The sequence below is a fragment of the Meridianimarinicoccus zhengii genome (assembly GCF_003254465.1).
Lineage (GTDB): Bacteria > Pseudomonadota > Alphaproteobacteria > Rhodobacterales > Rhodobacteraceae > Meridianimarinicoccus > Meridianimarinicoccus zhengii.
Genome location: NZ_QDFI01000061.1, coordinates 1 through 25,771, shown reverse-complemented (window position 1 = coordinate 25,771; position 25,771 = coordinate 1). Strand labels below are relative to the sequence as shown.

The 25,771-nt window shown below is 68.6% G+C and carries 29 protein-coding genes and 1 pseudogene; 23 read left to right on the top strand and 7 right to left on the bottom strand.

What is annotated here, in order from left to right; translation table 11 throughout:
* The first annotated feature begins 207 nt into the window (after nucleotides 1-207).
* Nucleotides 208-1,468, top strand: a pseudogene (locus tag DDE13_RS16870) (site-specific DNA-methyltransferase).
* A gap of 152 nt (nucleotides 1,469-1,620) precedes the next feature.
* Complete coding sequence (locus tag DDE13_RS16865; protein ID WP_111405454.1) at nucleotides 1,621-1,956, top strand: DnaJ family domain-containing protein; 336 nt, start codon at nucleotides 1,621-1,623, stop codon at nucleotides 1,954-1,956.
* A gap of 27 nt (nucleotides 1,957-1,983) precedes the next feature.
* Here DDE13_RS16865 and DDE13_RS16860 read toward each other — a convergent pair whose 3' ends face one another.
* The 5 genes from DDE13_RS16860 to DDE13_RS16840 all read right to left on the bottom strand — a co-directional run bounded on the left by DDE13_RS16860 (nucleotide 1,984) and on the right by DDE13_RS16840 (nucleotide 3,982).
* Nucleotides 1,984-2,553 carry a DUF3489 domain-containing protein gene (locus DDE13_RS16860; protein WP_111405452.1) on the bottom strand — a complete coding sequence of 190 codons (570 nt, stop codon included), beginning with the start codon at nucleotides 2,551-2,553 and terminating at the stop codon, nucleotides 1,984-1,986.
* Between the two features lie 98 nt (nucleotides 2,554-2,651).
* Entirely contained in the window at nucleotides 2,652-3,050 is a 399-nt protein-coding gene (locus DDE13_RS16855) for a hypothetical protein (RefSeq protein WP_111405451.1), read from the bottom strand.
* A 54-nt stretch (nucleotides 3,051-3,104) separates the two neighbouring features.
* Nucleotides 3,105-3,461 (bottom strand): hypothetical protein, encoded by a 357-nt coding sequence (locus DDE13_RS16850; protein WP_111405450.1) that lies wholly within the window; start codon nucleotides 3,459-3,461, stop codon nucleotides 3,105-3,107.
* 111 nt (nucleotides 3,462-3,572) lie between these two features.
* Nucleotides 3,573-3,791: a hypothetical protein gene (locus DDE13_RS16845; RefSeq protein ID WP_111405449.1), complete on the bottom strand. Its 219-nt coding sequence runs from the start codon at nucleotides 3,789-3,791 to the stop codon at nucleotides 3,573-3,575.
* A complete protein-coding gene (locus DDE13_RS16840; RefSeq protein ID WP_111405448.1) occupies nucleotides 3,788-3,982 on the bottom strand; it encodes a hypothetical protein in 195 nt (64 codons plus the stop codon). Before DDE13_RS16840 ends, DDE13_RS16845 begins: the two co-directional genes overlap by 4 nt.
* 117 nt (nucleotides 3,983-4,099) lie before the next feature.
* Between DDE13_RS16840 and DDE13_RS16835 the strand changes: the two genes are divergently transcribed.
* The 14 genes from DDE13_RS16835 to DDE13_RS16770 all read left to right on the top strand — a co-directional run bounded on the left by DDE13_RS16835 (nucleotide 4,100) and on the right by DDE13_RS16770 (nucleotide 15,722).
* Nucleotides 4,100-4,681 carry a hypothetical protein gene (locus DDE13_RS16835; RefSeq protein ID WP_111405447.1) on the top strand — a complete coding sequence of 194 codons (582 nt, stop codon included), beginning with the start codon at nucleotides 4,100-4,102 and terminating at the stop codon, nucleotides 4,679-4,681.
* Nucleotides 4,629-6,686, top strand: a complete 2,058-nt coding sequence (locus DDE13_RS16830; RefSeq protein WP_111405446.1) for a phage terminase large subunit family protein — start codon at nucleotides 4,629-4,631, stop codon at nucleotides 6,684-6,686. The genes DDE13_RS16835 and DDE13_RS16830 overlap by 53 nt, the downstream gene beginning before the upstream one ends.
* Before the next feature lie 12 nt (nucleotides 6,687-6,698).
* A complete protein-coding gene (locus DDE13_RS16825; protein ID WP_111405445.1) occupies nucleotides 6,699-6,908 on the top strand; it encodes a phage head-tail joining protein in 210 nt (69 codons plus the stop codon).
* Complete coding sequence (locus tag DDE13_RS16820; protein WP_394340307.1) at nucleotides 6,908-8,440, top strand: phage portal protein; 1,533 nt, start codon at nucleotides 6,908-6,910, stop codon at nucleotides 8,438-8,440. The genes DDE13_RS16825 and DDE13_RS16820 overlap by 1 nt, the downstream gene beginning before the upstream one ends.
* Nucleotides 8,440-10,002: a S49 family peptidase gene (locus tag DDE13_RS16815; protein WP_111405444.1), complete on the top strand. Its 1,563-nt coding sequence runs from the start codon at nucleotides 8,440-8,442 to the stop codon at nucleotides 10,000-10,002. The genes DDE13_RS16820 and DDE13_RS16815 overlap by 1 nt, the downstream gene beginning before the upstream one ends.
* 104 nt (nucleotides 10,003-10,106) lie before the next feature.
* Nucleotides 10,107-10,487 carry a head decoration protein gene (locus DDE13_RS16810; RefSeq protein WP_111405443.1) on the top strand — a complete coding sequence of 127 codons (381 nt, stop codon included), beginning with the start codon at nucleotides 10,107-10,109 and terminating at the stop codon, nucleotides 10,485-10,487.
* Nucleotides 10,488-10,586: 99 nt separating this feature from the next.
* On the top strand, nucleotides 10,587-11,609 hold the full coding sequence (locus DDE13_RS16805; RefSeq protein ID WP_111405442.1) for a major capsid protein: 1,023 nt from the start codon (nucleotides 10,587-10,589) through the stop codon (nucleotides 11,607-11,609).
* A 12-nt stretch (nucleotides 11,610-11,621) separates the two neighbouring features.
* Nucleotides 11,622-11,936, top strand: a complete 315-nt coding sequence (locus DDE13_RS16800) for a head-tail joining protein (RefSeq protein WP_111405441.1) — start codon at nucleotides 11,622-11,624, stop codon at nucleotides 11,934-11,936.
* Nucleotides 11,933-12,559: a DUF6441 family protein gene (locus tag DDE13_RS16795; RefSeq protein WP_111405440.1), complete on the top strand. Its 627-nt coding sequence runs from the start codon at nucleotides 11,933-11,935 to the stop codon at nucleotides 12,557-12,559. The genes DDE13_RS16800 and DDE13_RS16795 overlap by 4 nt, the downstream gene beginning before the upstream one ends.
* A 65-nt stretch (nucleotides 12,560-12,624) precedes the next feature.
* Nucleotides 12,625-13,623, top strand: coding sequence for a nuclease-related domain-containing protein (locus DDE13_RS16790; RefSeq protein ID WP_111405439.1), 999 nt, complete (start codon nucleotides 12,625-12,627; stop codon nucleotides 13,621-13,623).
* A gap of 13 nt (nucleotides 13,624-13,636) precedes the next feature.
* A complete protein-coding gene (locus tag DDE13_RS16785; RefSeq protein WP_111405438.1) occupies nucleotides 13,637-14,056 on the top strand; it encodes an acyl-CoA transferase in 420 nt (139 codons plus the stop codon).
* Between the two features lie 24 nt (nucleotides 14,057-14,080).
* Entirely contained in the window at nucleotides 14,081-15,022 is a 942-nt protein-coding gene (locus tag DDE13_RS16780; protein ID WP_111405437.1) for a phage tail tube protein, read from the top strand.
* 2 nt (nucleotides 15,023-15,024) lie between these two features.
* Nucleotides 15,025-15,480: a hypothetical protein gene (locus DDE13_RS16775; protein WP_111405436.1), complete on the top strand. Its 456-nt coding sequence runs from the start codon at nucleotides 15,025-15,027 to the stop codon at nucleotides 15,478-15,480.
* Between the two features lie 68 nt (nucleotides 15,481-15,548).
* Nucleotides 15,549-15,722, top strand: coding sequence for a DUF7697 family protein (locus DDE13_RS16770; protein ID WP_235868747.1), 174 nt, complete (start codon nucleotides 15,549-15,551; stop codon nucleotides 15,720-15,722).
* On the opposite strand, the gene DDE13_RS16765 is transcribed toward DDE13_RS16770, so the two are convergent.
* Both DDE13_RS16765 and DDE13_RS16760 read right to left on the bottom strand, forming a co-directional pair.
* Complete coding sequence (locus DDE13_RS16765) at nucleotides 15,693-15,983, bottom strand: HigA family addiction module antitoxin (RefSeq protein ID WP_111405434.1); 291 nt, start codon at nucleotides 15,981-15,983, stop codon at nucleotides 15,693-15,695. The genes DDE13_RS16770 and DDE13_RS16765 overlap by 30 nt on opposite strands.
* A 21-nt stretch (nucleotides 15,984-16,004) precedes the next feature.
* The gene (locus tag DDE13_RS16760; RefSeq protein ID WP_111405433.1) at nucleotides 16,005-16,286 is read right to left on the bottom strand and encodes a type II toxin-antitoxin system RelE/ParE family toxin; all 282 of its coding nucleotides are present in this window, start codon (nucleotides 16,284-16,286) and stop codon (nucleotides 16,005-16,007) included.
* A gap of 90 nt (nucleotides 16,287-16,376) precedes the next feature.
* Here DDE13_RS16760 and DDE13_RS16755 point away from each other — a divergent pair, with 90 nt between their 5' ends.
* The 7 genes from DDE13_RS16755 to DDE13_RS16725 all read left to right on the top strand — a co-directional run bounded on the left by DDE13_RS16755 (nucleotide 16,377) and on the right by DDE13_RS16725 (nucleotide 25,605).
* Nucleotides 16,377-18,596 (top strand): phage tail tape measure C-terminal domain-containing protein, encoded by a 2,220-nt coding sequence (locus tag DDE13_RS16755; RefSeq protein WP_111405432.1) that lies wholly within the window; start codon nucleotides 16,377-16,379, stop codon nucleotides 18,594-18,596.
* 63 nt (nucleotides 18,597-18,659) lie between these two features.
* Nucleotides 18,660-19,262, top strand: a complete 603-nt coding sequence (locus tag DDE13_RS16750) for a DUF2460 domain-containing protein (RefSeq protein ID WP_111405431.1) — start codon at nucleotides 18,660-18,662, stop codon at nucleotides 19,260-19,262.
* The gene (locus DDE13_RS16745) at nucleotides 19,259-20,116 is read left to right on the top strand and encodes a DUF2163 domain-containing protein (protein WP_111405430.1); all 858 of its coding nucleotides are present in this window, start codon (nucleotides 19,259-19,261) and stop codon (nucleotides 20,114-20,116) included. The genes DDE13_RS16750 and DDE13_RS16745 overlap by 4 nt, the downstream gene beginning before the upstream one ends.
* Nucleotides 20,106-20,543 carry a peptidoglycan endopeptidase gene (locus tag DDE13_RS16740; RefSeq protein ID WP_111405429.1) on the top strand — a complete coding sequence of 146 codons (438 nt, stop codon included), beginning with the start codon at nucleotides 20,106-20,108 and terminating at the stop codon, nucleotides 20,541-20,543. Before DDE13_RS16745 ends, DDE13_RS16740 begins: the two co-directional genes overlap by 11 nt.
* 3 nt (nucleotides 20,544-20,546) lie before the next feature.
* On the top strand, nucleotides 20,547-24,047 hold the full coding sequence (locus DDE13_RS16735; RefSeq protein WP_111405428.1) for a phage tail protein: 3,501 nt from the start codon (nucleotides 20,547-20,549) through the stop codon (nucleotides 24,045-24,047).
* Entirely contained in the window at nucleotides 24,044-24,784 is a 741-nt protein-coding gene (locus tag DDE13_RS16730; protein ID WP_111405427.1) for a hypothetical protein, read from the top strand. Before DDE13_RS16735 ends, DDE13_RS16730 begins: the two co-directional genes overlap by 4 nt.
* Nucleotides 24,784-25,605, top strand: a complete 822-nt coding sequence (locus tag DDE13_RS16725; protein WP_111405426.1) for a hypothetical protein — start codon at nucleotides 24,784-24,786, stop codon at nucleotides 25,603-25,605. The genes DDE13_RS16730 and DDE13_RS16725 overlap by 1 nt, the downstream gene beginning before the upstream one ends.
* The last annotated feature ends 166 nt before the right edge of the window (nucleotides 25,606-25,771 follow it).

The following is a 25,771-nucleotide window of genomic DNA, read 5'->3' as shown; positions in this document are numbered from 1 at the left end:
ATGGGCTTCGTCTTCCTCGTCTCCGCCCTCGACTGGCTCAGATGAATGCAGACACGGCCTAAGGGTTGATCATCGAACGAGCTGTGCCCCGCAAAAGTTCTCGCGGGCACCTCCCTTTTTGCTGACATCGCCGACACCGATCCCGCCGCTGGCCCGTCCCGCGGCGTGCTTTCGCGTGTCCGCCTTTCCCGCATCCCGGAGCCGCCCATGGACCTCGTCTTCGCGCCGAGCCAGATCGAGACCTGGCCGATCGACCGGCTGCGCCCCTATGCTCGCAACGCCAAGCAGCACGGCGATGATCAGGTCGCAAAGATCGCCGCCAGCATGGCCAAGTTCGGCTGGACCGTGCCGTGCATGGTGGCCGACGATGGCGAGCTGATCGCGGGCCACGGCCGGGTGCTGGCGGCCACGATGCTGGGGCTGCGCGACGTGCCGGTGATCCGGCTGTCGCATCTCGATGACGCCGAACGCCGCGCCTACCGGATCGCCGACAAAAAAGCTCACCGAGCTGGGCGAGTGGGACGAAGCAATACTGCGCGACGAGATCGCGGGGCTCCTGGCCGAGGATTTCGATCTGTCGCTGCTGGGCATCTCCGACGCCGATCTCGACGCACTGTTGCAGGATCCCGACGCGATGGGCGATGGGCCGGTCGAGGGCGAGGACGACGTGCCCGACCCGCCCGCGACGCCGGTGTCGGTGCCGGGCGATCTGTGGCAGCTGGGTGCGCACCGGCTGATTTGCGGTGACAGCACCGATGCCGATGTGGTCGGGCGTTTGCTCGGCGATGTCCGCCCGCTGCTGATGGTGACGGACCCGCCCTACGGCGTCGCCTACGACCCCGGCTGGCGCAATCAGGCGGGCGCCGCAAAGACGAAGCGCACCGGCAAGGTCCTCAACGACGACCGCGCCGACTGGCGCGCGGCCTGGGCGCTGTTCCCGGGCGATGTTGCCTATGTCTGGCACGGCGCACTGCACGCTGCGACGGTGGCCGAAAGCCTCGTGGCCTCGGGCTTTGCCATCCGATCGCAGATCATCTGGGCCAAGGACCGGCTGGTGCTCAGCCGCGGGGATTACCACTGGCAGCACGAGCCCTGCTGGTACGCGGTGCGCGCCAAGGGCAAGGGCCACTGGGCGGGCGATCGCAAGCAGACGACGCTCTGGCAGATCGCCAGCCGCGACCAGGATACGGACACCACGCACGGCACGCAGAAACCGGTCGAGTGCATGCGCCGCCCGATGCTGAACAACGCGAATGCGGGCCAGGCGGTCTATGAGCCGTTCATGGGCTCCGGCACGACACTGATCGCGGCGGAAACCACCGGGCGCATCTGCTACGGGGCCGAACTGAACCCGGCCTATGTGGACGTCGCGATCGAACGGTGGCAGCAGTTCACCGGCGCGGACGCCGTACTGGTGGAAACGGGCGAGAGTTTCGCGGCGCTGAAGGAAACAAGGCTGGCGGCGTGAGCGATATTTGCGAGCAGCTCGGGCTTCGCTGAATTCAGCAGTGCAGACGATGCAGCCGTTTGGCACAGATGCGAGTGTTCGCCTTGTTTCCAGAGGCTATGGTTACCGCATGGCCGTGCAAGAGCGGCCACGGAGAGAAGCAGGAATACGGCATGACCCAATCCTTTGACCGCCTCGTGGAACGGCAAATCCAGAAGGCCATCGCGGAGGGAAAGCTGCGAGGCCTGGAAGGCGAGGGCAAACCGCTGCCCGACCGCTCAGGCGAGGCGTTCATCGACATGGCCACAGCTGTAGCGGTCCGCATAATGGCCGAAGCAGGTGTGCTTCCCGAAGAGTTCAAGATCAAGAAGCTGCTGGAAGCGGCGAAGCAGAACTACAGGGAGGCAGAGGGCGAGGAAGCCAAGCGCATTGCGATGGCCCTGATCGCCGACTTCGAGCAGCGGTACAACATAGCCGTGGAGGCAAGGCGCCGGTTCATGGGGCCCTAGCTTGACGAAGCCGGTGCGTGATTGTTCTCAGACCCCGCTCAGCTTGTAGACTGACCCCCTGCCCGCAACCTTCTCGGATGTGACAGGCAGGCCCAGCTTCTTCTTCAGCGCGCCGGAGATTGCGCCACGAACCGTGTGCGGCAACCATGTGGTCTCGGCGGCGATCTCGGCGACCGTGGCGCCCTCGGAGCGTTGCAGCATGGCGATGATCATCGCCTGCTTGGTGCCGGTGCGCGTGTTTGGGGCCTTCGGGGCATCGGCAGAGCCAGACGCGGCTGGTTCGGTCTGCGGTGCCGCCTTCGCCTTGCGGGGCCCGGTCACGGCCTTGGCGACGATCGGTTCGATCCCGATGGCTTCCAGCCCGGCTTCGGTGGCGACCAGCGTGGTGCCATGGCCGTCTCCGGTCTCGCGCCAGAGCGGCTCGCCGCGGCGCGGGTCGGCGTCGACCTCCTCGAGCCAGCCGCGGGCGATCATCTTGCCGACGGACATCTTCGCCGCCGCACCCACAAGCCCCTTGGGCAGCGGCATGGCCAGATTGCCGGGGCGCGTCGCCGCGCGGCTGAGAATGACGGATTGGGTGTCGGTGAGTTCGGGCATGGTGGCCTCCGGTCTGCGGGGCTGGCCCAATGCCAGCCCTTCTACCGGGTGAAGCCCGCCAACGGGGCGGGCCGAGAACTTTCGGTGCGTCGTGCGCGTCAGTCGGCGTCGGCCATGCTGGCGGTGATCGCGAAGTGCTGCACCCAGCCGGTGAGATACGGCAGTCCGGCAGGGATGCCCTCAGCGCGCTCGGTCTGGCGGCCGATGCGCCAGCCCTGCCACGTGGCGATCGCGGCGGTGATGGCGTCCTCGCTAGTCTCGGCCCCGGCGTGCAGCGCGCCGATCACGTCGTCTGCGAACTGGCGGCCCATCCGGCTGTCAAGAAAGTCGCGGATGCCGATCATCTCGTCTTCGCTGTCGGCACCGATGGCCTCCGCGATGTGCCGCGCGGCCAGCGTCCAGACCTCCGTGCTGCGGCGGTCGCGCAGGGGGCAGCGGGTGATCGTGCCGAAGAAGCCGTAGTCTTCGTTGCGGCTGGGCAGGATGGTGGTGGTCATGGTCGGGCTCCTTTTGTGGGGTCCGGGCGGGGCTCTTGGCCCCACCCGTTGGGGTCAGGCGGCGCAGGCGGCTTCGAGCGTGGCGATGTGGTCGCGCAGGGTGGCGGCTTCGGCCTCGGCCGCTTCGCGCCAGAACATTGCGCGGGCGTTGCAAGCCTGCGCGAGGCGTTCGGCATCCTCGCGCGTGAAGCGGTTGACCCGGTGGGCGCGGCCGTGGCCGGTGCAGGTGGCGCGGTGCTTGCCGCCTTCGGGGGTCAGCGTGAAGCGAAGGGGGCCGAAGTCGTCGACCACGATCCAGTTGTGGGAGGCGATCGTCGCGCAGCCGCTGGGCGCGAGGATCGCCTCGATCTCGGCGAGGGCGGCGCTGAAATCGGCGATCAGGGTGGCGGCGGTCTGGGTGGCGGTGGTCATGGCGTTGTTCCTCGTGCTGAGTTGCATACTGTGCGTGGCCCAACCATCGCTCCACCGGGCCGATGATTGTAGGGAATTCAGAGCAATTTCATGGCTTTATGCTCCGCGCGGTCAGATCAGCTGCAGGCTGGCCAGCACGGTGCTGGCCGCGGCCAGCTGCGTGGTCGGGACCTCGATCTTGATGTGCGAGATCACGTCGGACGCCGCGGCCGCGATGCCCTCGTCGCGCAGAATGACCTCGATCATCCGGGCCGCGGTGTCATGGTCCTTGAGGTTCAGCGGGTCAGGCAGCGCCGCGTGATCGATCCGGATCGTGGTGATCGCGGTCATGCCGCGCCTCCGTTCTGCTGGTCGAGCATGGCGAGGATCGCACAGGCCATGCTGCCGAGGAATTCGCTGCGGCGGAAGACGATCTCGTCGATGTCGTGCGCGCGGGTGATGGCGGCGTCGACCGCAAGATCGGCGGCCATGTGCGGCATCAGGCGGGCCGCTTCGGCATTGTAGCGTTCTGCGATGGTCATGGGCATGTCTCCGGACCTGGGTGCGATGCGGACAGAGTCGCTCCACGGGCGGGTGCAATCAACCGGACTGAACCAGCTTTCCTGTTTATTCCCAATATCTTGAGGACACTCCACACCATGGAAGGCCTGTCGGAACGCGCGTATGCCGCCCATGCCGGGCTGTCCCGCGGCGCGGTGCAGAAGGCGCGCAAGAATGGGAGGCTGGTGCTGTTCGCCGACGGCTCGATCGATGCCGCCGGGTCCGACGCACGCCGTGCGGCCAGCACCGACCCGGATCAGCAGATGCGGGCGCGGGGCGGGTTTGGCGGTGGCGGAACCGGGGATGGTGGACACGCGAGCGCGCTGGGCCGCGGCACCTCCAGCCCCGGCGACAGCACGTCGTACCTGAAAGCCCGCACCGCGCTGACGGTCTACCAGGCGCAAGAGCGGCAGCTGGCGATCCAGCGTAAGAAGGGCGTGCTGGTCGACCGGGCGCGCGCCGAGACGCTGGTGTTCCGCCTCGCCCGGCAGGAGCGTGATGTCTGGGTCACCTGGCCCACCCGGGTCGCAGCCCTGATGGCCGCAGACCTCGCTGCAGAGATGGAAAAGACCTCCGGCGCCCCCGTGACGATCGAGATTGCGATCCTGCAAAGGGTGCTGGAAGCCCATGTCCGAGAGCAGCTCGACGCCCTCGCAGACCTCCGGGTCTCGCTTGCATGACGACGGGAACGACCACGACGATCGGACGGCGCTGACCGACAGCGACCTGACCGAGGGGCTGGATCTCGCTTTCGACGGGGCCGAGGATATCCTGCGCGCCTGGCGCCGCGGCGTGCGGCCCGATCCGGACCTCACCGTGTCGGAATGGGCCGAGGCGCATCGCTGGCTGTCGTCGCGCGCCTCGGCCGAACCGGGGCGCTACCGCACCGCGCGCACGCCGTATCTGCGCGAGATCATGGATGTGCTCTCGCCCGGCCATCCCGCGCGCCGCGTCAGCTTCATGAAGGCCGCACAGGTGGGTGCCACCGAGGCCGGCAACAACTGGATCGGTTTCGTGATCCACCACGCGCCCGGCCCGATGCTGGCGGTGCTGCCCACGGTGGAGATGGCGAAACGCACCTCGCGCGGGCGGATCGACCCGCTGATCGCCGACAGTGCCGCCTTGCGGGAGCGCGTCCAGCCAGCCCGGTCGCGCGATGCGGGCAACTCGATGCTGTCCAAGGAGTTTCCGGGCGGCATCCTGGTGCTGACGGGTGCGAACTCCGCCACCGGCCTGCGGTCCATGCCCGCGCGCTACGTCTTCCTCGACGAGGTCGACGCCTACCCCGCCTCGGCCGACGAGGAAGGCGACCCGGTCACGCTGGCGGAGGCGCGCACCACCACCTTCGCGCACCGGCGCAAGGTGTTCCTGGTGTCGACGCCGACGATCCGGGGGCTGAGCCGCATCGAGCGTGAGTTCGAGGCCAGCGACCAGCGGCGCTACTTCGTACCCTGCCCGCACTGCGGCGCGATGCAGTGGCTGCAGTTCGAGCGCCTGCGCTGGTCGAAGGGACAGCCGGAAACGGCAGTATACGTGTGTGAGGCGTGCGAAGCCCCCATCGCCGAGCACCACAAGACGGAGATGCTGGCGGGCGGCGCATGGCGTGCGACGGCCGTGGGTACCGATCCCACCGCCATCGGCTTCCACCTCTCCGCGCTCTATTCGCCGATCGGCTGGAAAAGCTGGGCGCAGATCGCGCGGGACTGGCTGGCCGCACAGGGCTCGGACGAGATGCTGCGCGCCGCGCGCAACACGCTGCTGGGCGAGACCTGGGTCGAGCGCGGCGAGGCCCCGGACTGGCAGCGGCTGGCGGACCGGCGCGAGGCATTCGCAGCACAGGTCCCCGCAGGCGGGCTGTTCCTGACCGCGGGCGCGGACGTGCAGAAGGACCGGATCGAGGTCGATGTCTGGGCCTGGGGCCGGGGGCTGGAGAGCTGGCTCGTGGATCACATCGTGCTGCTGGGCGGCCCGGACGATCCCGCGTGCTGGGATGCGCTGACCGCGATCCTCGGGAGCACATGGCTGCACGCGAACGGCGCGGTGATGACACTGGCGAAGCTCGCGATCGACACCGGCTACGAGTCCGCCGCGGTCTATGCCTGGGCGCGAGCGCAGGGCATCGCGCAGGTGGCGCCGGTGAAGGGGCTCGAAGGCTTCAACCGCGCGAGCCCGGTGTCCGGGCCGACCTTCGTCGATGCGACCTTGAACGGGCGCAAGCTGAAGCGCGGGGCGCGGCTTTGGACCGTGGCGACGGCGACCTTCAAGGCCGAGACCTACCGCTACCTGCGGCTGGAACGCCCCGAGGACCCGGACGACCCCACTCCGCCGGGCACGATCCACCTGCCCGACTGGGCCGACAGCGAGTGGCTGAAACAGCTCGTCGCCGAGCAGCTGGTCACGATCCGCGACCGGCGCGGCTACGCCCGCCAGGAATGGCAGAAGCTGCGCGAGCGCAACGAGGCGCTGGACACCCGCGTCTACGCCCGCGCCGCCGCGTGGATCCTCGGCGCCGACCGGTTCGACGAGCGCATGTGGCGGCAGCTGGAGAAACAGGCCGGGGTGGAAACTATCGCCGCGCCCACGGCGGACGCCGCCCCACAAGCATCGACCGAACCCCAGGCCGGGCGCGTCACCACCCCGCGCAAACGCGGCTGGCGCGTCAGCACGCCACGATACATGGACTGAACGGACACCCCGATGACCCTCGACGACCTCAAGGCCCGCCACAGCACCCTGCTGGCGGCGCGCTACAGCGGCACGCGCAGCGTCAGCTATGATGGCAAGACCGTGACCTATGGCACCGACGCGGAGATGGCGGCTGCGATTGCCGATATCGAGCGGCGGATCGCCAGCATCGAGCGTGGCAGCCGCCGCATCTTCCGCCCCCACGCCGTGAAGGACCTGTGATGGCCGCGATGACCTTGCGCCAGCGGATCGGGGCCTTCATCGGCGGGTTCGATGCGGGCCAGCACCACCGCCGGTTGCGCGGCTTCCGCGCCACCCGCGCCCATGTGAACGCACTGATCGCCGCCTCGGGCCCCGACATCACCGCCCGCGCGCGCTGGCTGGTGCGCAACAACGGCTATGCCGTCAACGCCGTTGAAAGCTGGGCCGCCAACACCGTGGGCGACGGGATCAAGCCGATCTCCAAGATCGGCGATGCCGCGCGCAAGGAAGCACTGCAGCGGCTCTGGCTCGACTGGACGGACGCGGCCGATGCCGAGGGGCTGACCGACTTCTACGGGTTGCAGCGCCGCGCCGCGCGCGAGGTGTTCATCGCGGGCGAGGTGTTCGTCCGCATCCGCCCCCGCCGCGCCGAGGACGGGTTACCAGTGCCGCTGCAGCTACAGCTCTTGCCATCGGAGATGCTGCCGCTGGAGCAGTCCGACACGGCGGCGAATGGCAACGCGATCCGCCAGGGGATCGAGTTCGACCGGATCGGGCGGCGCGTGGCCTATCACCTCCTGCGCCGCCATCCCGGCGACAGCACCGATCCGGGGCTCGCCGGCGAGACCGTCCGGGTGCCCGCCTCCGAAATCATCCACGTCATCGACCCGGTCGAAGGCGGCCAGCTGCGCGGCGTCTCGAAACTGGCGCCCGCCATTGTCAAGCTGTTCCTGCTGGATCAGTACGACGATGCCGAGCTGGACCGGAAGAAGGTCGCGGCGATGTACGCGATGTTCGTCACCTCCCCCGCCCCGGAGAACCCGCTCGCCCCGCCCGAGGACGAGGACGGCATGGGCGGGCTGGAGATCAGCCCCGGGCAGGTGGTGCGGCTCGATCCGGGCGAGGACGTCACCGTGGGCCAGCCCGCCGACAGCGGCGCGACCTACGAGCCGTTCCAGTATCGCACGCTGCTGCAGATATCGGCGGCGCTGGGCATTCCCTATCCCTATCTCGCCAATGACATGGTGAAGGGCAACTTCTCCAACTCGCGGCTTGCCCTGATCGAGTTCCGCCGCCGCGTCTCGGCCTGGCAGCACGCGGTGATGGTCTACCAGCTCTGCCGCCCGGTCTGGGTCCGCTGGATCGACGCGGCCGTGCTGTCGGGCGCATTGTCCCTGCCCGGGTACGAAACTGACCGCGCGCGTCTGCAGGCCGCCGACTGGCTGCCGACCAAATGGGACTGGGTCGACCCGCTGAAGGACGCCAATGCGGAGATCGCCCAGATCGAGGCGGGGCTGAAATCCCGCACCCAGGCCATCGCCGAGCGCGGCTATGACGCCGAACAGGTCGACCGCGAGATCGCCGCGGAACACGCCCGCGAACGCGCGCTGGGCCTGGACTTCCGCTGCCCGGGATCGCCCGCGCAGGGGGTGCAGGCCGGCGCGGACGGAGATGGCACCCGCAGGACCGGCACCCCTGACGACGACCCGGATGACAGCGACACCACCGACGCGGCCGACGACCGACCGCGCAACGACGAGGACCGGCCCTGATGCTCCATGCCCGCATTGCCGCACGCGCGTTCAACACGCCGCTGCTAGTCGAGCCCTCCAAGGCCATGGCGTTCCTGTCCGGCCTCGGGCCTCGCGTGCTCGGACGGCGGATCGACGTGGCAGAAGTTGATCTGTCTGATGCCTTTGGCGCGGGCGCCCTGCCTGCGCGGGTCAGCCTGCTCGCGGGCGGACTGGCGGCGCAGGTGCAGCAGGATGGAGACGCACCCTATCCTGTCGTCGACGGCATCGCGGTGATCGAAGTCTCCGGCGTGTTGATCCATCGCGGCGGCTGGATCGGGCAATCGTCCGGTCAGACCAGCTACGAAGGCATCGCGGCGCAGATCGACGCGGCCGCGCGCGATCCGTCCATCCGCGGGGTTGCGCTGGAGATCGACAGCTTCGGCGGCGAGGTGGCCGGGGTGTTCGATCTGGCCGATCGCATTCGCGCATTGCGGGGCACGAAACCGGTCTGGGCTTTCGTGGCCGAGCACGCCTTTTCGGCGGGCTACGCGCTGGCGAGCCAGGCGGACCGCATCCTGCTGCCCCGCACCGGTGCTGTCGGCAGCATCGGCGTCGTGGTGATGCATGCCGACCTGAGCAGTCAGCTGGACCAGGACGGCGTGCGCGTGACGCTGATCCACGCAGGCGCGCACAAGGTCGACGGCAATCCCTATGCGCCCTTGCCCGAGGCGGTCCGGGACGAGGTGCAGCGCGAGATTGACGTAATGAGGTTTCTGTTCGCCGAGACCGTCGCCGCCGGGCGCGGTGCGCGGCTGAGCCAAGAGGCCGCTCTCAGGACGGAGGCTCAGACCTATCGCGGGGCGGATGCTGTCGCCGCGGGGCTGGCGGACGAGGTGACCGACCTCACCCGCGGGTTTGATAGCTTCCGGCAAATGGCCGCAAGCGCCCCGGTCCCAGCGCTGACCCGTGCCACCAGTCGGCCCGCGCCAAAATCACCACCCAGACCCCAACACCAATCCAGGAAGGAGACACGCATGGCCACTGACCATGATCGCAACGACCAGGTGCATGATGCCAGCACCGAAGCGGACGTCAGGGATGTGCCTCAAAGTGCGGCCAATGCCGATGCAGACGCCCCGGACAATGCTGGCGCGGAAGCGGAAGCTGGTGCTGGTGCTGGTGCTGATCCCGATGCACAAAGACCGGTTCACGCCGCACCATCCCTAGTATCTTCTCCCCAATCCGCTGCGGCCGCCCCGTCGGCTTCAACGGCACTTGCGCCACCGGCTCTGCCTGCCCCAGCGACCGCCGAGAGCACCAACCTGGCCGATCTCTCGACGCAGCTGCGGCGCGAGGCGGCGGAGATCACCGAAATCGCCGCGCAGGCCGGGCGGCTCGGGATCGCAATCGACGCGGCGAAAGCACTGCGGGAAGGCACCGCGCCGGACGCGTTGCGCACGCTCGTGCTCGAACGCGCCAGCGCCGCCGCAGATGCGCGCGATATTATCGCTGCACCGCCCTCGCCCGTATTGCCGAAAGCATCCGAGAGCCCGCTCGTCGCCGCCGCGAAACGCGCCGCGGCCGCGGGACGGAACGGCTGAACCCGAGACTACCGTCCGCACACCGAACCACCGCCCGACCAATCCCCCGCCGCACAGCCCCGGCGGGGGATGTCTTTTTGCACCCCTGACGCAGGAGCCCTGCCATGCCCGTCCTGACCCAGCCGCCCACGATCGGCGATGTCCTCAAGTTCGAGGTCAATCCCAACTACACCCGCGAGACCGTCACGCTCGCAGGCGGCACCGCCTATCCCGTCGGCGCGGTCCTCGGCCGCGTCAGCGCCAGCGGCGCCTACACCCTGTCGCCCGACACCGGCGCCGACGGGTCGGAGGCTGCAGCCGCCGTGCTGCTCTACGCCGTCGATGCCACGCTCGCCGATGCGGTCGGGATCGTGGTTGTGCGCGGCCCCGTGATCGTGTCGCGCGCCGCCCTCGCCTATGACGCCAGCGTCGATGACAGCACCAAGATCGCCGCCAAGCTCGGCCAGCTCGTGGACCTCGGCATCCTGCCCCGCGACAGCGCCTGACGCGGTCCGCGGCACGCCGCCTTCCGCGATTGCGCAGTGCCAGTGGCGTCCAGTCTGCCCTTCCTCCCCTTCTGCTTCCCCCTTCCCCCGGAGTTCCCCATGACCCTCACCCGCAACCCGTTCGACGCGGGCGGCTATTCGCTTTCCGAGATGACGCAGGCCATCAACATCCTGCCCAACCTCTACACCCGCCTCGGCCAGATCGGCCTCTTCCGGTTCCAGGGCGTCACCCAGCGCTCCATCGTGATCGAACAGCGCGAGGGCGTCCTCAGCCTGCTGCCCTCCGTCCCGCTCGGCGCGCCCGCCACGGTCGGCACCCGCGAGGGCCGCTCCATGCGCTCCTTCGCCCTGCCGTGGATTCCCCATGACGACGTGATCCTGCCCGGCGACATCCAGGGCATGCCCGCGCTGGGCATGTCCGACGTGGCCGATCCGCTCGTGGAGGTGATGAACCGCAAGCTGACGCTGATGCGCCGCAAGCACGCCCAGACCCGCGAATACATGGAGATGAACGCGCTGCGCGGCATCGTGAAGGACGGCGCGGGAGCAACGCTCTACGACTATTTCGCCGAGTTCGGGCTGGACCGCGTCTCGGTCGACTTCGTTTTCGGCACCGCCGGGACCAACGTGCAGGGCAAGGTCCGCACCGTCCTGCGCGCGATCGAGGACAACCTGCTGGGCGAGACCATGACCACGGCGCATGCGCTGGTCAGTTCCGAATTCTTCGACAAGCTGATCAGCCACCCCAAGACCGAGGACGCCTACAAGTTCTACTCCGCCACCGGCGGCCAGCCGCTGCGCGACGACATGCGCCGGGCCTTTCCCTTCGCGGGGGTCCTCTTCGAGGAATACAACGGCTCGGTCACGCTTTCGAACGGCAGCTCGGAACGGTTGATCCCCGCGGGCGAGGGCATCGCGTTCCCGATGGGCACGTTCGACACCTTCACCACCTATGGCGGGCCCGCGAACCTGCTGGAGACCGCGAACACCGTGGGCCTGCCGCTCTATGCCCGCCAGATGATCGACGCCAAGGGCCGCTGGATCGACCTGATGACCGAGGCGTCCATCCTGCCGGTCAACAAGCGCCCCCGCCTCGCCATCCGCCTGCACACGTCGAACTGAGAGAGGGCTGTGATGACAACCGCCTTCGCCGACGCGCTCGACCTGCTGTACGCGGATAGCAACATCGCCCGGGAGGGGCTGTACGTCGCCGCGGGCGGTGCGCCACGCCTCGTGCGCCTCGTCACCCGCCGGGCGGACGACATCACCAGCTTCGGCGATGCCCGGCTCTGGTCGGAAACCACGCGCATCGACCTGCGCGTGGCCGAGGTGCCCCAGCCCCGCCCCGGCGACCGCGTCGAGATCGACGGCGACGCGTTCCTGATCCAAGGCGAACCCGTCCGCGACCGCGAGCGGCTGATCTGGACCGTGGATTTGCGGCCAACATGAAGCTGAAGCTCGACATCACCCCGGACCTCGTCGCCATGATGGCCGCCGAGGTAAAGGAGGGCGAAAAGGCCGTCAGCGCCGCAACGCGCGAGGCCGGGACCGGGCTGAAGACCGCCTGGCGCGGCCAGATCACCGGCGCAGGGCTGGGCATGCGGCTGGCGAACACCATCCGGTCGGCGCAGTATCCGGCCGGCCAACCCAGCCTGAACGCCGCCGCCTTCGTCTGGTCAAACGCCCCCACCATCATCAGCGCTCACGACACCGGCCCGCTGATCCGGTCGCGCGACGGCTTCTGGCTGGCCGTCCCCCTGCCTGCCGCCGGACGCGGTCCCCGCGGCAGCAAGATCACCCCGGGCGAATGGGAACGCCGCCGCGGCCTGCGCCTGCGGTTCGTCTACCGGCGGACGGGGCCGAGCCTTCTGGTGGCTGACGGACGCCTGAACAGCCGCGGGCTCGGTGTGGCCTCGCGCGCAAAGACCGGGCGCGGGCGCAGCACTGTGCCGGTGTTCCTGCTCGTGCCGCAGGTTAAACTGCCGAAGCGGCTGGAACTCGATCGGGACGCGGAACGGGCCCGGGATGCCCTACCGGGGCTGATTGTGGCGAACTGGGTGGAGGGGAGATAGTGATAGTGCTTGGCTAGGCGCGCAAGCAATTGCTATGAAAAGGAAAGCTGGGGCGAGGAAACTGGATGCAGAGACAAAGTAGCAAGGCGCAACGGCTTGAGATTTGGCGGCAAATTGTATCTGCAAAGCGAGAGCCCGAACTGGAGGAAGTTGCTGCGGGTCGGGATGCTGAACAGGCGTTGCGATCAATGGTTACTGACCACCTCAGTTGGAAGACAGCAAGCATCTTCCATTCGAAACGTGTTCCCCGCGATACACGTTTACCCGGAAGCGGACGCTATGAAATTGATTTGATTGTTGTTTCACCAAAGCAGATCAGCGCCATCGAGATCAAGAATTGGTCGGGGCGACTACGCATCGATGGGGAGAAGTGGATACAGGAAAGACGAAACGGAGCGGAAATATCCCACGAAAACCCACTCTCCAAGAATAAGGAGAAGTTGGACTGCCTTTGCGCACTTCTCGAAGCGCGAAATATCCGGGTGCCTTCCGCAAGGATATGTAGGGTCATTTTCTGGAATAAGAACCTGAATGTCCCTCTTGAAATGGCAAAACGCGACGAAATCGTGATGAACCACGAACTTGAAAATTTCTTGGGGAATCAGAAAGCTACAGGTTTTGCGGAGCGTTTCCTTATTTCAGTTTTAGAACTTTGCCTAGATCAAGAAGCCAGCATGATTGCAGCGGATGGTTTTTTTCAGGCAGTCCCGTCTCGTGACTACGCTTCCGCCGTTCAGGCAATCACGTCTCTTGAGACGTTTGATAAAATTGAACTTTTAGGTGGAAGGGTCATTTCTGGGGATCTTCTTGAGCTTCGAGTTGGTCAAGATCGGCATAAATTTAAATCTGTTCCGAGCGGTTCTGAGGTGAACGTGTTTTGCACACGTAACAAGGTCGTACTGTTCTTTTCGGCGCTACTAGGTTCATCTCCATTGATATCTCTCAGCCAGCCGTTCAGCACATTCCCGATCAGCCCAAGTGACAGGGTTCTTTTTCATCAGGCCGGAGCGCCAAAGCCTGAGGAAATTGAAATCGGACGGGTTGTGCGAATGGTAAGAGGTTAGTTGCGAGAATCCGATGCCCACCCCTCGCGAAACAATCCTCACCGCGCTGCACGCGCGGCTCTCGGCGCTGCCCGCGACAGCCCTGCGCGGCGAGGTGCTGCCCGAGCGCGTCCCGGCCGAAGGCCTGCTGATCCTGCGTGACGGCGAGCCGGGGGAGCCTGAGGTCACGCTGTCGCCGCTCGCCTACCACTACCAGCACCGCGCCGAGATCGAGGCGGTGGTACAGGGCACCGACCGTGACGCCGTCTTCGACACGATGACCGCCAGCATTGGCACGGCGCTCGCCGCCGACCGCACGCTGGGCGGGCTCTGCGACTGGGTCGAAGCGGAAGCCCCGCGCCCGGTCGATCTGCCGGTCGAGGGCGCGGCCAGCCTGAAGGCGGCGACCATCGCGGTCGTGCTGCATTATTTCACGGCCGACGCACTGACCTGACCCACCCAAGCCAAGGAGATGACCATGGCACGAGCCCAGGGGGCGCGGGCGCGGATGGCGCTTGCGTTCGAGACGACCTATGGCACGCCGCCCGCGAGCGGCTTCATCCAGATGCCGTTTGCCAGCACCTCGCTGGGGGCGGAGCAGCCGCTGCTGAACTCGGAACTTCTCGGCTATGGCCGCGATCCGCTGGCGCCGATCAAGGACGCGGTGACGGCGGACGGCGATGTCGTCGTTCCGCTGGATGCCGAGGCCTTCGGCTTCTGGCTGAAGGCCGCGTTCGGGGAACCCGCGACGACCGGCGTCGAGGCGCCTTTCACGCACGAATTCCAGTCCGGATCGTGGACGCTACCCTCGATGTCGATCGAGACCGGCATGCCCGAGGTGCCGCGCTATGCCATGTACTCCGGCTGCGTACTGGACCAGCTGACCTGGCAGACGCAGCGCTCGGGGCTGCTGACGGCGACGGCGCGGTTGGTGGCGCAGGGCGAGACGGTGGGCACGAGCACGGCCACCGGAACGCCAGACACCGTGACGCTGAAGCGCTTCGGCCATTTCAACGGGTCGATTTCGCGCAACGGCACGGCACTCGGCAACGTGGTCTCGGCCGAGATCACCTATGCCAACAATCTGGACCGGGTGGAGACGATCCGCGCGGACGGACGCATCGACGGTGCCGACCCGTCCATCGCGGCGCTGACGGGGCGGATCGAGGTGCGTTTCGCCGACCAGACGCTGGTCGACCAGGCGCTGGCAGGCGATCCCTGCGAGATGGAATTCGCCTACACCCTGCCCGGGGGCGAGAGTTTCACCTTCACCGTACACGCCGTCTACCTGCCGCGCCCGCGCATCGAGATTGCTGGGCCGCAGGGCGTGCAGGCCAGTTTCGACTGGCAGTCGGCACTGGACCCCGTTGAGGGGCGCATGTGCACCGCCACCCTGATCAACACCCGCGAGGTTTACTGACCATGCTCACGCTCGATATGACCAATGACCCGCGCTGGCACGACCTTGTCCCCGGCGTCCGTGTTCAGCTGCGCCCGCTGACCACGGCGCTGATGGTGGCGACGCGCAGCGATCCGGAGGTGGAGAACCTGCCGGACGATGCCTCCGACGAGGAACGCGCGGTCGCCTTCGCCAAGGCACTGGCACGGCGGGCGGTCCTCGCCTGGGAGGGCATCGGTGATGCGGACGACAATCCCATAGACCCCAGCCCGGCGGCCATCGACGCGCTGCTCGATGTCTGGCCGATCTTCGAGGCGTTTCAGTTGACCTACGTCTCGAAGGGCCTGCTGCTGGAGCAGGAAAAAAACGCCTCCGCGCCCTCGCCGAATGGGAATTCGGCGGGGGCGCGCGCTACTGCGCGGGGTGCGAACCCAGCGGCGCCAGCAAAGCAGCGTGCACGGAGTGTCCGGCGCGGCTGAACCAACCGCGCACCCATGAGGGCTGGCAGGTCTGGGACCTGGTCGGCCGCCTCGGCGGCCAGCTGCGCGTGCTGCCCAATGCCGTGATCGGCTGGGACATGAGGGCAGCGCTGGCGTTGGGCGACGCGCTTTGCGTGCCCCCGCTTGCCATGGCCGAACTGCTGCCCGGCATCGAGGCGGTGATGGTGGCGAAGCTGAATGAACAGACGTCGTCAGGCAGCCTCGAGGGGCGTGATGCCTGAGACGTCGATCGTTTCGCGCGCGCGGGCGAGGTCCCAAGCCCGCTGCAGGTTCATCCAGTATTCCGGGGTCGTCCGGAAGAAAGTCGCCAGTCGCACAGCGGTATCGACGGTGAGCGCAGTGTCGCCCTTCACCAGCCGCTCGATCCGCGTGCGCGGCACATGCAGACGCTTCGCCAGCGTGATCGCGCTCATGTCCAGCGGCTGCAGATACAGCTCCGACAGGACTTCACCGGGGTGCGCAGGGTTCGTCATCAGTGTCATGTCGCGTCCTTTCCCGTCCGTTCAGTGGTAATCGACAATCTCGACATTGGCCGGCCCCTGATCGGTCCACACGAAGCAGATGCGCCACTGGCCATTGATGCGCACCGAGTGCTGCCCGGCCCGGTCGCCCGTCAGCGCCTCGAGATGGTTGCCCGGCGGGAACCGAAGATCCTCGAGCGCCACGGCGGCATCCAGTGCCGACAACATCGCCCGCGTGCGCTTGACCAGGTCGGCCGGGAAGCCCTTGCCGAACCGGTCTGCCACCGCGTTCGCCGCGCGCTTGCCCTTCGTGCTCACGATCATGACAGACGCGTATCACGATATGATACATTTCGCAAGAGCGCCCCCACGCAGTGATGGTCGCCAAGCTCAACGAACAGATGGAGCAGTAGGATGGCGGAAAAACGCGTCAGCGTCCGGCTTGCCGCCGTCGGCGGCCGTCAGGTGCGGGCAGAGCTGGAGGGCGTCGATGAGGCCGGCAAGCGCGGCTTCGGGCGGCTGAGCCGGGAGATGGAGGTTGCGAACACGCGGCTTGCGGCGTTCTCGCGCCGGGTGCGGGTGGCCTCCGTGGCGGCGGTCGCAGCGACCACGGCGGCGGGCGTGGCCATGGTGCGGTCCGGCCTTCGGTCGGTCGACGCGCAGGCGAAGCTGGCGCAATCGCTGGGGACCACGGTCGCGTCGATCCAGGCACTGGAACGCGCGGGGGAACTGGCCGGCGTGTCCATGTCGGGCATCGAGCAGGCGACGAAGGACCTGACGCGGCGGCTGAGCCAGGCGGCCTCCGGGACCGGTCCTGCGGCGGATGCGCTCGACCGGCTGGGCCTTTCGGCCACCGATTTGATCGCCCTGCCGCTGGACGCGCGTGTCGGGGCGATCAACGCCGCCATCGAGGCCTTCGTCCCTGCGGCCGAGCGCGCGGCCGTGGCAGGACAGCTCTTCGGCGAGGAAGGCTCCATCGCCATGGCACGGATCGACACGGCCACGCTGCGCCAGGCGACCGCGGATGTGCTGGCCTTCGGGGTCGTGGTGTCGGAACAGGACGCGGACCAGATCGAGCGGACCAACGACGCGATCTCGCGGCTCGGGCTGGTGTGGCGCGGGCTGTCGAACCAGTTGGCCGTCGCAGCGGCCCCGGCGCTGGAGGCTGTCGCCGACGCCATGGCGGCGGTGTCCAGTACCACCGGCCCGCTGGGCATCGCGATCCGGGGGCTGTTCGACAACATCGGCCGCGTCGCCAGCATCGCGGGCAGCTTCGCCGCGGTCATGGCAAGCCGCTGGGTGGCGGGCCTCGCGGCCGCAGCCTTGTCGGTGCGCGGTCTGGCCAAAGCGCTGGTGCTGCTGCGCGGCGCGCTGATCCGCACCGGGATCGGCGCGCTGATCGTCGGCGCGGGCGAGTTGGTGTTCCAGTTCGGCAAGCTGGTGTCGGGTGCGGGCAGCTTCGGCGCGGCGCTGGGGCTGCTGGGCGATGTCGCGCGCGCCGTCTGGGACGGGATGACGACCACGCTTGGGTCGTTCCTGGACGATTTCCGCGCGCTGGGGGCCGATATCGAGGGCGTCTGGGTGCGGCTGATGGCGTTTCTCTCGGGCAAATGGGCGGATTTCCTCGGCCAGATCGCACCCGGCTTCAACGCGGTGGCCGACCGGGTCGGGTCAGACACCCGGATCGATGCCGTCGGCGCGCAGGCCTATGCGTCCATGCTGGAGAACGCCGCCGGGAATGCCGGCATCCGGGCGGACAGGTTTCGCGACCGCGCGGCGGCCACGCGCACCACGGCGTTCGATGGTGTTGGTGCGGCCACGGCGGCGCTTGGGGCGGCGATGCGCGGCGGTCCGACCGGCGACGCGGATGCGCTGGAGTCTGCGGCCGCCGGAGCGCAACGCGTGACCGCGGCGCTGACGGAAGCCGAAGCGGCGGCAAACCGCGCAGGTACCGCAGGGAAGCAGGCGGGCACCGACACTGCCACAGGCGCGGACGTTGCCTTGACCGGCTGGCAAGCGGTGTCTGCAGCGCTCAGCGACTATGCCGACAAGGCCAGCGAGACTGGGCGCACGATCGGCGCGGCACTCGTCTCGGCCTTCAAGGGCGCCGAGGACGCGCTGGTGGCCTTTGTCGCCAAGGGCAAGCTGGATTTCGCGGGGCTCGCGGATGCGGTGCTGGCCGACATCACGCGGATCGCCGTGCAGTCCGCCATTCTCGGGCCATTGGCCACGTCACTTGGCGGCGCATTCGGCGGGGCGGCTGGCGCTAGCGGCGGTGGAGGACTGCTCGCGGGCCTGTTCCATGGCGGCGGTGTGGTCGGCGAGACGGGGAATACACGCATGATGCCCGCCGCCGCACTCGCCGTGGCCCCACGCTATCACAGCGGCGGCATGGCGGGCCTGCGTCCGGACGAGGTCCCGGCGATCCTGCAGCGCGGGGAGATGGTGCTGTCGCGCGCGCAACTGCGGGCGATGGGGCGCGAGGAGCGCAACGACCGCAGCTCCGCGTCCGAGCGCCCGGTGCAGGTCGTCTTCAACATTACCACGCCCGACGCAAACTCCTTCCGGCAGTCGCAGGGCCAGATCATGGCCGATGCGCGCCGCTCCATGGCGCGCGCCGGACGCAACACGTGAGGCGGGGCGGGCTGCAACCGGCCGGACCGCGCCAGACGACACCGCACCGACAAGGACACCACCATGACCGGCTTCCACGAGGTCCGCTTTCCCGATGCCATCGCGCGTGGCGTCACCGGCGGGCCTGCCTACGACACGAGCGTGATCACCACCGCGGCCGGGTTCGAGCGACGCAATGCCAACTGGTCCCAGGCGCGCGGGCGCTGGGATGCGGGCAGCGGATTGCGGCGCCGGGCGGATTTTTCCGCCCTGATCGCGTTCTTCCGTGCGCGGCAAGGCCGGGCCTACGGGTTTCGCTTCAAGGACTGGACGGACTTTCGCGTCGAGACCGGGTTTCTCGGGGTGGGTGACGGCACGCGGACGGCGTTCCAGCTGATCAGGATCTACGACTCCGGCGGGATCGAGGCGGTGCGGGATATCCGCAAGCCCGTGGACGGGTCGGTGCAGGTGTTTCTGGACGGGGTGCCCATGTCCGCGGGCGTGAGCATCGATCACAGGACGGGCCTCGTGACGTTTGCGGTGGCACCCGCTGAAGGCGCGATCGTGACGGCGACCTGCGAGTTCGACGTGCCCGTGCGCTTTGACACCGATGCGATGGGGCTGTCGCTGGACAGCTTCGAGCAGGGCAGCTGGCCGCAAATTCCCTTGGTGGAGATCCGTCCATGAAGAACGTCTCCGTCGCGCTCGCCGAGCACCTGGCCGGTCCCGTCACCACGCTCGCCACCTGCTGGGAGATCGTCCGCCGCGATGGCGTGGCCTTCGCCTTCACCGACCACGATCGCGACATCGCCTTCGATGGGCGCGTGTACCTCGCGCGGTTCGGCTATGCGCGCACCGCGGTCGTGTCCGATGACCGGCTGTCGGTCGACAACCTCGACGTCGACGGCATCTTCGACGCCGAGGCGATCTCCGAGCAGGACATGCGCGCAGGGCTCTTCGATCATGCCGCGGTGCGCATCTTCCTCGTGAACTGGGCGGACACCTCCATGGGCGCGCTGCGCCTGCGCCGCGGCTGGCTGGGCGAGGTGATGCTGACCGAACAGGGCACGTTCCGCACCGAGCTGCGCGGGCTGACGCAGGCACTGCAGCAGCAGATCGGCGAGATGTACTCCGCCGAATGCCGTGCCGATCTGGGCGATGCGCGCTGCAAGGTGAACCTCGCGGCGCTGACACGCGCGGGCAGCGTGACCGGGGTGCGCGATCGCGCGACCTTCACCGCGGCGCTGGACGCCACCGGTCTGCCAGCGGACTGGTTCGACGGCGGCGTGCTGACCTGGACGGACGGACCGAACGCCGGTCGCGGCGTCGAGGTGAAGACGTGGAGCATCGGGTCTGGCCAGTTCGAGCTCTACATCCCGCCCGGCTATCCCATCTCGGCGGGGCACAGCTTCACGGTCGTGCCGGGCTGCGACAAGCGGCGCGCGACCTGCCGGGACCGGTTCGCCAACCTGCACAATTTCCGCGGCGAGCCCTTCGTGCCCGGCCTCGATTCCCTCGTGAGCTACCCCGATGCCATCTGAGACCGATCTCCGCACGGCCGCCGTGGCCGAGGCCCGGTCCTGGATCGGCGTGCCGTTTCGCCACCAGGGGCGGTCCCGGCGCGGCGTGGATTGCGTCGGGCTGCTGGTGCAGATCGGCCGCGCGCTGGACGTGCCCCATGACGATGTCACCGGCTACACCCGCCGCGCGCAGGGCATGGGGTTCCTGGAGCACTTCCGCGCCCATCTGACGGAGATCGCGCTGACCGATGCCGGGCCCGGCGACGTGGCGGTGTTCATCGAGCATCTCTACCCGTGCCACACCGGCCTGCTGTCGGACCTGCACGGTGTGCCGCACCTGATCCACGCCCATGCCGGGCGGGGCCAGGTGATGGAGGAGCCGTTCCAGGGCGAATGGCCCGCGCGGCTGCGCTTCGCGTTCCGGTTTCCCGACCTGCAGGAGGTGTGACGGATGGCACAATTGGCGGTCGCCGGCGCCGGGGCGCTGGCCTCGAGCGCGATGGGTCTGGGCTGGCAGTCGGGCTGGCTCGTCGGCAGTGCGCTTGGCGGCGCGCTCTTCGGTGCGAAGGGCAGGGGTGGCGACACGGTCAGCGAGGGCCCGCGCCTTGCGGACCTCACGGTCACCTCGTCGGCCTATGGTGCCGCGATCCCGGTGGGCTATGGCACGCTGCGCATGGCGGGCAACATCATCTGGTCGTCGGGCATCCGCGAGAACCGGTCCGAGCGGACCGTGAACACCGGCGGCAAGGGCGGCGGCGGCCCGCGGCAGACCATCGTCGCGTATACGTACTATGCCTCCTTCGCGCTCGCCTTCGCGGCCGGGCCCGCGGGGGATGTCCTGCGCATCTGGGCGGACGGCAAGTTGATCTTCGACAAGCGCGATCCCGGCGCGCGGATCGCCAGGTCGGATTTCCGCATGCGGTTCTATCCCGGCGACGAGACCCAGCTGCCCGATCCGGCGATCGCGGCATCGGTCGGCGCCGACAACGCCGTGGCCCATCGCGGGCTCTGCTACGCGGTGTTCGAGGACCTGGCCCTTGGGGATTTCGGGAACCGGATCCCCAACATCACCGCCGAGATCACCTTCCAGAGCACGCCCCTGATGCCGTCGTCGGAGCTGCAGGCCGCAAGCGGGCCTGTTCCCAGCTATGTCACGGACGAGCTGGCGGTCGATTGGCGGCGGGGCTACGGGTATCTGCTCAATACCGGCGCCGATCCTGATCTGGCGGGCATCCGGCGGTTCAACCTGCGGACCCTGCAGGAGGACCGGCAGGCGCGCATGTCGGATGTCTCGAGCGTGGACGACAGCAGGGATCGGCCATCGACGCTGTTCTGCGGGCGCGACAGCCATCTCTACATGACGGTCGGCATTGGCAATGCGCGCCCCATCATCCGGGTCGATCCGGATGCCCTGCGCGAGGTCGGGCGGTTCGGCTTCTACAGCTCCGGGCTCTCGAACACCGACACGCGCTTCGTGATGACGCTCTGGTTCGGGTCGATCACGGTCCAGGGCCTGCTGGGCCGGCGCGAGTTCCTGATGTGCGGCTCGATCTTCAGCGACGTGGGCGTGCTTCTGTGCAGCGACATGTCCTGCATCTGGGGTGCGGGCGAGACGCTGGAGAGCGGCCGCGTGAACGGGATGGTCGGCGGCATGACCGGCCCGCCGGGACAGGCGGCCGTCGGCGAAGGCTGGGTCCTCGAAGGGGGCGGACCGGGATCGACGCATACGACCTGTGGCATCTGCAAGATCACCGCCACGGTCGCCGTCTCTGCCTTCGGGGGCGAGTTGATGGGCGCCGGGATGTCCCGTGTCGCATCGATCGCGCCGGGGGAGATCGCGGCGGGGGCCACGGCGTTTCTCGGTCAGCACAAGGGGCTGGTCTATGACGAGACCGACAACAGCGTGATCTTCCAGGTGGAGATGGACACGCCGGACGGCATCCAGGCCTGCGCGCTCAAGTGGCGCGAGGGCAGCGGCATCGTCTGGACGACGCCCGTGCCGGGCATGCTGAACCGGGACGGCCCGTTCATGAACGCGAGCCGCATTCGCGGCCATCGCTATGCCTACATGTATGGCAGTCGGCTGATCCAGCTGGACACCGTGTCCGGCGCCCGCCTGCCCGAGCAGAGCTGGCCTGCGCAGATCGGCGGCTTCTGCCACTACGACTCCGTGTCCGACAGCGTGATCGTGCGCCCCAATGTCTCGCCCCCCACGCGCATCTATCTCAACCGCGGTAGCGGCGAGGGAGCCACGGTCGGCGCCATCGTCTCGGACTTGTGCCAGCGCGCGGGGCTGGCACCCGCGGATGTGGACGCGAGCGAGATCACCGACGTGGTGCCGGGCTTCGTGGTCGCGAGGCCCTCCACGGCGCGGGCGGCGATCGAGCCGCTGGCGCAGGCGTTCTTCTTCGACGGGGTCGAGAGCGACGACCAGCTGACGTTCCGGGCGCGCGGCCGCGCACCGGTCGCCACGCTGAACGCCGACCTGCTGATCCCGCTGGATGCGCGTACCGGGGAGGTCTGGCGCGAGCAGCGCGGGCAGGACGTGGAGCTGCCCGAACGCGTGACGGTGATCCACATGGATGCCGCGGCCGACTACCAGCAGGGATCGCAGTCCCACAAGCGCGTGTCGCAGCCGCAGCCGACGATGTTCTCGCGCAACCAGGTCACGCTTGAATTGCCCATGGCCCTCACGTCCAACGCGGCCAAGAGCATCGCGGCCAGGGCGCTCTATGCGGCCTGGATCGAGCGCTCGCGCTTTGAGGCGCATCTGCCCAGCGATGACCTGCGGCTCGATCCGACGGACGTGGTCGATGTGGTGCTGCGCTCCGGCGTGGCGCACCGGCTCCGGCTCGAGCGGGTCGATATCGGCGGCGACTATACCATTGCCCTGCGCGCGGTCTCCCAGGAGGCCGCCAGCTACACCGCGGCGCTGGAGGCCGATGGCGGGTCGGGGCGGCCGCCGCAGGTGATCGCCGGCGATCCGGCCACGCAGCTCTTCGTGCCCGACCTGCCGCTCTTGCGCGACGTGGATGCCACGGGCGGGCTGGCCGGGCGCGTCTATGCCATGGCGGGCGGCTTCGGCGCGCCCGGCTGGCCCGGGGCGGTGATCCATCGCAGCGCGGACGGGATCAACTGGTCCGTGGTCGCGCGCGCGGGCACCGAAGTGGCGTGGGGCGCCGCGGCGACCGCCCTGGGCGCGCCAGCTTCCGTCGCGGTCACGGACGAGATCAACGCGCTCGAGGTGTTCATGACCACGGGCGGGGATCGTCTCGAAAGCGTGACGCAGGCCGCAATGCTGAACGGGGCGAATGCGGCGCTGCTGCTGAAGGCCAACGGCGATCCGGAGATCCTGCAGTTCCGGGACGTCGAGCCGCTGGAGACCGGTGCGTTCCGGCTGACGGGGCTGATCCGCGGGCGGCGCGGCACGGATATCTTCTGCGCGGGCCACCAGGCGGGCGAGACCTTCATCCTGCTGCAGGCGGCGACGGTGACCCCGCTGACGGTGGCACTCGGGGATCTGGGTCTCCTGCGCTCCTGGCGCGGGGTGGGCGTCGGCGGGATCTTCGACGACGCCGACAGTCTCGGCGTGACCCATACCGGGCGCGACCTCAAGCCCTACGCGGTGGCGCAGCCGACCGCCGCATTGGCGGGGGTCGACATCCTGCTCGCATGGGTACGGCGCACCCGGATCGGTGGCGACTGGAAGGACGGCACCGGGACCGTGCCGCTGGCCGAAGCCGCCGAGTCCTACGAGGTGGATATCCTTGGTGGCTCCGGTGCGGTCCTGCGCACGCTGACCAGCAGCGCGCCCTCCGTCACCTACACCGCCGCGCAGATCACCGCGGATCTCGGGACCATGCCGACCACGCTGTCCGTCGTCATCTACCAGATCAGCGACGCCATCGGCCGCGGGTTCCCGCGCGCCGTCACACTGGAGATTGTCCCATGACCAGCCCCAACCTTGCAGCGCCCCATGTCCTGGCCGCGCAGAACCAGAAGGAGGTCACGGTCAACGACGCCGTCAGCGCCCTCGATCTGGCCATGACCGCGACCCTCGACGTGGATTGCACGGCCGGGGGCACAGTTGCGGTCTCCGTTCTTCAGGCGCAGCGCCATGTGCGGCTCTTGCTCACCGGGGCACCGGGGGCGGCGTTCGTGCTCCGGCTGCCGGACGTGCCGCGGATCCTCGCGATCGCCAACGGGACCGGCCAGATCGTGACGGTGGACAATGCGACCGGGGCTGCAGTGAACGTGCCGGCCGGCGCTCAGGTGCTGGTGCATGCCTCGGGATCAGGCGTGTCGGCCATCGGCGCTGCGGCCGTCGCTCCGGAGCCAGAAGTCGCCCAAATCTATGACTTCGGCATGACGGCGTTCGCAGCGCCCGACGCGAACGCGGTGCTGGGCAAGGTGAGCCTGCCGCGCGCGGTGACGCTGGCGGCGGACCTTGTCGGATCACGCGGGCATGTGGACACGGCACCGGCTGCAGACTTCGTGATCTCCATCACCGTGAACGGGCTCGAGGTGGGGACCGCCACGGTCGGGACCGACGGCGCGGTCGTGTTCGCGGCGACGGGTAGCGCACCGGTCGATCTGCTCGCGGGCGACGTGGTGCGCTTCGTGGCCCCCGCCGTGGCGGATGCGGCGATCGCCGGGATTGCCCTGACCCTGGCCGGGGAGGTCGCCTGATGCCGCTCCTGTTCACCAGCCTCTTCTCCGGCGCACCGGGCGGACCGCCGCCAGAACCGCCCGCGCCTGACCCGGACCCCGCCTTCACCTGGACCGACGGGCTCGCCTTCCGCTTCGACGCCGGCGACGGGGTGTTCGGCGCGGATGGGGTCACGCCCGCCGCCGACGGCGATCCCGTCGCGCGCTGGCGCAATCGCGGCACCGGCGCGGACGCCGTGCAGGGCGATCCCGCGCGGCGCCCGGTCTTCCGCAGCGGGGCCCCCGATGGTCGCCCGTACATCGCCTGCCACCATGACCAGAACCAGCACTTCGAGGACCTCGCCTTCGCCCAGCCCGCGGGCTTCCTGAGCCTCGCGCCCTTCACGGTCTTCGCCGTCACCGACGCGGTCGGGGCCACGGATCGCTTCCCGGCCCTGCTCGGGGCCCCGGCGCCCAATGGCGGCAAGATGGGGGTCTACTTCCGGGCCCCGGCGGGCGCGCAGATCCATGTCGTCAAGCCGGCGCTGCGTCTCGGAAACCTCACCAGCCCGCAGCTGCTCATGGCCGCGGTCGGGCGCAATGCCGCCGGCACCACCGACCAGCCCTTCGCCCGCTTCTGGATCCGCCAGAACCGCGCCGGGCTCTTCACCGACGCGAGCCAGAGCTCGAACCTCGACAGCAGCGCGATCGCCGCCACCGAGTTCCTGCGCAACACCGGCGCCAGCACGGGCGGTGCGTTCGACGGGCATCTCCATGAGCTGCTGCTCTACGACCGCACCCTCGACGACGCCACCACCTTCGCCATCGAGGACTGGCTCACCGCCCGCCACGGGCTGGCCTGAGCCGGCGCCCACGCCCCCACCGACAGGAGCCCCGCCATGGAGATCGATCTCTGGCCCTTGCTCGACGCGCTGATGACCTGGGTCATCATCCCCATCGCCGCCATGCTTGTCTTATCAAGAAGCCCGGCTTCCAGTTGATTGGAAGCCACTGCCCGCCACGCCATTT

Excerpts from the sequence above, each read along its gene's own strand:
- DDE13_RS16865 (WP_111405454.1), top strand. The coding sequence starts at position 1,621 with ATGACCCAATCCTTTGACCGCCTCGTGGAACGGCAAATCCAGAAGGCC.
- DDE13_RS16860 (WP_111405452.1), bottom strand. The coding sequence starts at position 2,553 with ATGCCCGAACTCACCGACACCCAATCCGTCATTCTCAGCCGCGCGGCG.
- DDE13_RS16855 (WP_111405451.1), bottom strand. The coding sequence starts at position 3,050 with ATGACCACCACCATCCTGCCCAGCCGCAACGAAGACTACGGCTTCTTC.
- DDE13_RS16850 (WP_111405450.1), bottom strand. The coding sequence starts at position 3,461 with ATGACCACCGCCACCCAGACCGCCGCCACCCTGATCGCCGATTTCAGC.
- DDE13_RS16845 (WP_111405449.1), bottom strand. The coding sequence starts at position 3,791 with ATGACCGCGATCACCACGATCCGGATCGATCACGCGGCGCTGCCTGAC.
- DDE13_RS16840 (WP_111405448.1), bottom strand. The coding sequence starts at position 3,982 with ATGACCATCGCAGAACGCTACAATGCCGAAGCGGCCCGCCTGATGCCG.
- DDE13_RS16835 (WP_111405447.1), top strand. The coding sequence starts at position 4,100 with ATGGAAGGCCTGTCGGAACGCGCGTATGCCGCCCATGCCGGGCTGTCC.
- DDE13_RS16830 (WP_111405446.1), top strand. The coding sequence starts at position 4,629 with ATGTCCGAGAGCAGCTCGACGCCCTCGCAGACCTCCGGGTCTCGCTTG.
- DDE13_RS16825 (WP_111405445.1), top strand. The coding sequence starts at position 6,699 with ATGACCCTCGACGACCTCAAGGCCCGCCACAGCACCCTGCTGGCGGCG.
- DDE13_RS16820 (WP_394340307.1), top strand. The coding sequence starts at position 6,908 with ATGGCCGCGATGACCTTGCGCCAGCGGATCGGGGCCTTCATCGGCGGG.
- DDE13_RS16815 (WP_111405444.1), top strand. The coding sequence starts at position 8,440 with ATGCTCCATGCCCGCATTGCCGCACGCGCGTTCAACACGCCGCTGCTA.
- DDE13_RS16810 (WP_111405443.1), top strand. The coding sequence starts at position 10,107 with ATGCCCGTCCTGACCCAGCCGCCCACGATCGGCGATGTCCTCAAGTTC.
- DDE13_RS16805 (WP_111405442.1), top strand. The coding sequence starts at position 10,587 with ATGACCCTCACCCGCAACCCGTTCGACGCGGGCGGCTATTCGCTTTCC.
- DDE13_RS16800 (WP_111405441.1), top strand. The coding sequence starts at position 11,622 with ATGACAACCGCCTTCGCCGACGCGCTCGACCTGCTGTACGCGGATAGC.
- DDE13_RS16795 (WP_111405440.1), top strand. The coding sequence starts at position 11,933 with ATGAAGCTGAAGCTCGACATCACCCCGGACCTCGTCGCCATGATGGCC.
- DDE13_RS16790 (WP_111405439.1), top strand. The coding sequence starts at position 12,625 with ATGCAGAGACAAAGTAGCAAGGCGCAACGGCTTGAGATTTGGCGGCAA.
- DDE13_RS16785 (WP_111405438.1), top strand. The coding sequence starts at position 13,637 with ATGCCCACCCCTCGCGAAACAATCCTCACCGCGCTGCACGCGCGGCTC.
- DDE13_RS16780 (WP_111405437.1), top strand. The coding sequence starts at position 14,081 with ATGGCACGAGCCCAGGGGGCGCGGGCGCGGATGGCGCTTGCGTTCGAG.
- DDE13_RS16775 (WP_111405436.1), top strand. The coding sequence starts at position 15,025 with ATGCTCACGCTCGATATGACCAATGACCCGCGCTGGCACGACCTTGTC.
- DDE13_RS16765 (WP_111405434.1), bottom strand. The coding sequence starts at position 15,983 with ATGACACTGATGACGAACCCTGCGCACCCCGGTGAAGTCCTGTCGGAG.
- DDE13_RS16760 (WP_111405433.1), bottom strand. The coding sequence starts at position 16,286 with ATGATCGTGAGCACGAAGGGCAAGCGCGCGGCGAACGCGGTGGCAGAC.
- DDE13_RS16755 (WP_111405432.1), top strand. The coding sequence starts at position 16,377 with ATGGCGGAAAAACGCGTCAGCGTCCGGCTTGCCGCCGTCGGCGGCCGT.
- DDE13_RS16750 (WP_111405431.1), top strand. The coding sequence starts at position 18,660 with ATGACCGGCTTCCACGAGGTCCGCTTTCCCGATGCCATCGCGCGTGGC.
- DDE13_RS16745 (WP_111405430.1), top strand. The coding sequence starts at position 19,259 with ATGAAGAACGTCTCCGTCGCGCTCGCCGAGCACCTGGCCGGTCCCGTC.
- DDE13_RS16740 (WP_111405429.1), top strand. The coding sequence starts at position 20,106 with ATGCCATCTGAGACCGATCTCCGCACGGCCGCCGTGGCCGAGGCCCGG.
- DDE13_RS16735 (WP_111405428.1), top strand. The coding sequence starts at position 20,547 with ATGGCACAATTGGCGGTCGCCGGCGCCGGGGCGCTGGCCTCGAGCGCG.
- DDE13_RS16730 (WP_111405427.1), top strand. The coding sequence starts at position 24,044 with ATGACCAGCCCCAACCTTGCAGCGCCCCATGTCCTGGCCGCGCAGAAC.
- DDE13_RS16725 (WP_111405426.1), top strand. The coding sequence starts at position 24,784 with ATGCCGCTCCTGTTCACCAGCCTCTTCTCCGGCGCACCGGGCGGACCG.